2 pseudogenes are annotated in these 3745 nt (G+C 70.7%); one reads left to right on the top strand and one right to left on the bottom strand.

The annotated features are described in order from the left end of the window. Window positions 1-272: 272 nt before the first annotated feature. Window positions 273-2785: pseudogene (locus FUT87_RS24190) on the top strand (penicillin acylase family protein). Between the two features lie 101 nt (window positions 2786-2886). Here the strand turns inward: FUT87_RS24190 and FUT87_RS24185 are convergent. After that, a pseudogene (locus tag FUT87_RS24185) lies at window positions 2887-3745 on the bottom strand (3-hydroxyisobutyryl-CoA hydrolase); the annotation flags it as partial.

Here is a 3745-nt window from a genome sequence, read left to right as displayed (position 1 = left end):
ACCGCCGCGACGATGCGCGAGATCAAGGGCAGCACGGCCCGCAGCCGCGCCAGCCCGCCGGCGGAAGAGGCGCCGACGCGGCGCGCGGAGGGGGTCGGTGAGACGGTGACGTTCATGTCATCAGTGCGAACAGTTCTCAAATGAGAATTCCTCGCATCATAGTGGCGGAAACGCCTGGAAACGCGGTGCCGGCGGCTCGGCTGGCGCTCCTCGCCCTATCCTTGTGGCGCTCCGGCCCGCCCGGGCCGAGACAGGCACAAGGGAGACAAGACATGCGAATTTCCGTTCGAGGCGGCCGGCGGCCGCTGCTCGCGCTGACCCTGGGAATGGCCGCGCTGCTGGCCGGCTGCAACGGCGACGGCGACGACGGCGGCGAACCCGCCGCCACCTACCGCGCGGAGATCCGCCGCACCACGATGGGGGTGCCGCACATCAAGGCGCCGGACTGGGGAGGTGCCGGCTACGGCTACGGTTATGCGCAGGCCCAGGACGACCTGTGCACGATCGCCAACGCGATGCTGACCTTCCGCGGCGAGCGCTCCCGCCACTTCGGCGCCGACGCGACTATCCCCTTTCAGGGCACCATCGGCCAGCCGCGCAACCTCGATGCCGACTTCTATCACCGGCACGTGCTCAACGACGCGGTGATGCAGCGGCTCATCGCCGCGCAGCCGGACAAGCTCAAGCAGCTCGTGGCGGGTTTCGCTGCCGGCTACAACCGCTATGTCCGCGAGATCAAGGCCGCGCCGAGCCTGGCGCCCACGCGGCCTGCCGCAACGAGGCCTGGGTCGTGCCGATCAGCGACACCGACGTCTTCCGGCGCCTGTACGCGGCGCACTTCGCGGCGGGCTACAGCAACTTCGTCGCGCCGATCGCCAACGCGACGCCGCCGGCCGCGGCCAGTCCGGCGACGGCTGCGGTGACAGCAACGGCGACGAAGGCGGCGCGCCCCTCCGGGCGGCTGCAACTGGCCATGGACCGCCTGCCGACCTTCCAGGTCGGCGGCCATGACGGCGTGGGCAGCAACATGATCGGCTTCGGCACCGCGGCCACCGGCGACGGCAGCCCGCTGCTGTTCGGCAATCCCCACTGGTACTGGCGCGGCCCGGATCGCTTCTACCAGGCGCACCTCACCATTCCGGGTGAACTCGACGTCGCCGGCACCTCCTTCCTGGCGGTGCCGGTCATCCAGATCGGCTACACCGACCACATCGCCTGGAGCCACACCGTGTCGACGGCGCGGCGCTACGGCCTGTTCCAGCTGACGCTGGTGCCCGGCGACCCGACCAGCTACCTGCGCGACGGCGTCGCGACGAAGATGACCGCCCGCGAGATCACCGTGCAGGTGAAGCAGGCCGACGGCAGCGTCACGCCGGTCACGCGCACGCTCTACGAGTCCCAGCACGGCCCGATCGTCAACCTCGGTGCGCTCAACGCGGCGCTGGGTTGGAACAGCAACACCGTCTTCGCGATCCGGGACATCAACGCGGAGAACTTCCGCGTGTTCCGCGTCTGGCTGCGCTGGAGCCAGGCCAGGACGCTGGACGAGGTGGCGACCATCCAGCGCGAGGAATCGGCCATCCCCTGGGTCAACACGGTGGCCGTGGCCCGGGGCGGCTCTCAGGCCTGGTACGCCGACATCGGCGCGATGCCCAACGTCGCGCCGTCGCAGCTCAGCAGCTGCGCGACCGCGCTGACGACAGCGCTCAGCGCGGCCCTGCCCCGCACACCGGTGCTCGACGGATCGCGGAGCAGTTGCGACTGGCAGACCGATGCCGATTCCAAGCAGCCGGGGGCGCTTGGCACCTCCCGCATGCCCAGCCTGCTGCGTGACGACTACGTGCTCAACAGCAACGACAGCTACTGGCTCGCCAACGCGGCCGCGCCGCTCACCGGTTATCCGGACATCCTCGGGCCGGCCGGGACCGCGTCGATCAGCTTCCGCTCGCGGCTGGCGCACCTGCTGGTGCAGGACCGGCTGGCCGGCAGCGACGGCCTGGCCGGCAACAAGGCCACCAGCGAGACCGTGCGCGCGATGGTGATCAACAGCCGCGCGCTCACCGCGGAACTCTTCAAGGACCAGGCGCTGGCGATGTTCTGCGCGCCGGCGACGACGATCGCGGTGACTGGCGACTCCGCCACCGGCGAGACCTTCAGCCCGGCGCGCAACGTCGACCCCGCCGAAGCCTGCGCGGCGCTGCAGGCCTGGGATAGCAAGGGGCTGGTGGGCTCGCGCGGCGCGCACCTGTGGGACGAGTTCTGGACCCGCGCGTCGCGGGTGCCCGAGGCCTCGCTGTTCCAGGTGCCCTTCAGCAGCGCCGATCCGCTGCGCACGCCGCGCGACCTGAATCCCGCGCTGCGGTCCACGCTGCTGCAGGCCTTCGGCGCGGCCATCCTGCGGGTTCAGGCCAGTGGCTTCGCGCTGACGGCGACCCGGGGCGAAACGCTGTTCGCGACGCGCGGCACGGAGAAGATCCCGATGTTCGGCGGCTGCGGCGCGCAGGGCTACTTCACCGTGGCCTGCGCGCTGAGCCGGCTCGACCAGGGAGGTTACGACCTCAACACGGCGACCAGCGCCAACAGCTACATGCAGGTGGTGCGTTTCCCCAGCGAGGGCGTCGAGGCCTACACCTTCCTCACCTTCTCGCAAAGCGACGATCCGGCGTCCCTGCACTTCAGCGACTACACGCGCGCCTACAGCGCGGGACAGTGGCAGCGGATGCCGTTCTCCGAGGCTGACATCACGAAGGACCCGGCCTTGGTGACGAAGACCATCAGCGAGTGACGGGGCCAGAGAGTTGTCCCCCTGGCCTGCGCCAGCAGGTCACGCGCTGACGGGCCGTCCCGGCGCGTCAGCGCAGCGTCAGTCGGCGGCGGCCGGGGCGCTCAGTCCAGCGCCCGCAGCGGATGCTCCGCCGCGGCCAGGGGCTGCGGAAGAAGGCCTCGACGTCGGCACGGCACACGTCCTCGACCCGCGCCGGATTCCACTTCGGCGCATGGTCCTTGTCGACCGCCAGCGCGCGCACGCCCTCCACCGTCTCGCTGGCCGCGCCGGGCCGCAGGTGGAAGCAGTGGTGCACCAGGTCGCGTTCCATGCGCAGGTCGTCCGCCAGGCTCATCGCGCGCGCCCTCCGGATCTGCTCCAGCGTCACCGCCATCATCAGCGGTGAGCGCTTGCCCAGCGTCGCCAGCACCTGCTGCGCCCAGGGATCCGCATCCGCCGCCAGCGACGCGAACAGCGCCGGCACCGACGCCGCCGAGAAATGGCGGTTGATCAGCGCCCGCGCGTTCCAGTGCTCGGCCACCGGCGCCAGGTCCACGCGCTCCATCACCGTCGCCACGACATGCTCGGCGCTGTCCTGCGCGCCAGTCTTGAAGGCCGCGATGATCGCCGGCAGCTCGCTGCTGCGCACGAACACGTCGCCCAGGCCCAGCTCGATCGCATCGCCCGCGCCAATGACCTGGCCGGTCAGCGCCAGCCATTCGCCGCTGTGCCCCGGGCAGCGCGACAGGAAATAACCGCCGCCCACGTCCGGGAACAGGCCGATGTTGGTCTCGGGCATCGCCAGCTTCGAGTGCTCGGTCAGCACCCGCAGCTTGGCGCCCTGGCTGATCCCCATGCCGCCGCCCATCACCACGCCGTCCATCAGCGCGATGTAGGGCTTGGGGAACTGGTGGATCAGGTGGTTGAGCGCGTATTCCTCGGTGAAGAACGCGTCCAGCGCGGCGTCGCCCGCCAGCGCGG

It is taken from the genome of Mitsuaria sp. TWR114, from assembly GCF_007997345.1.
Note: the sequence above shows the minus strand (reverse complement) of the source record. Positions and strands in the feature narration are given on the sequence as shown.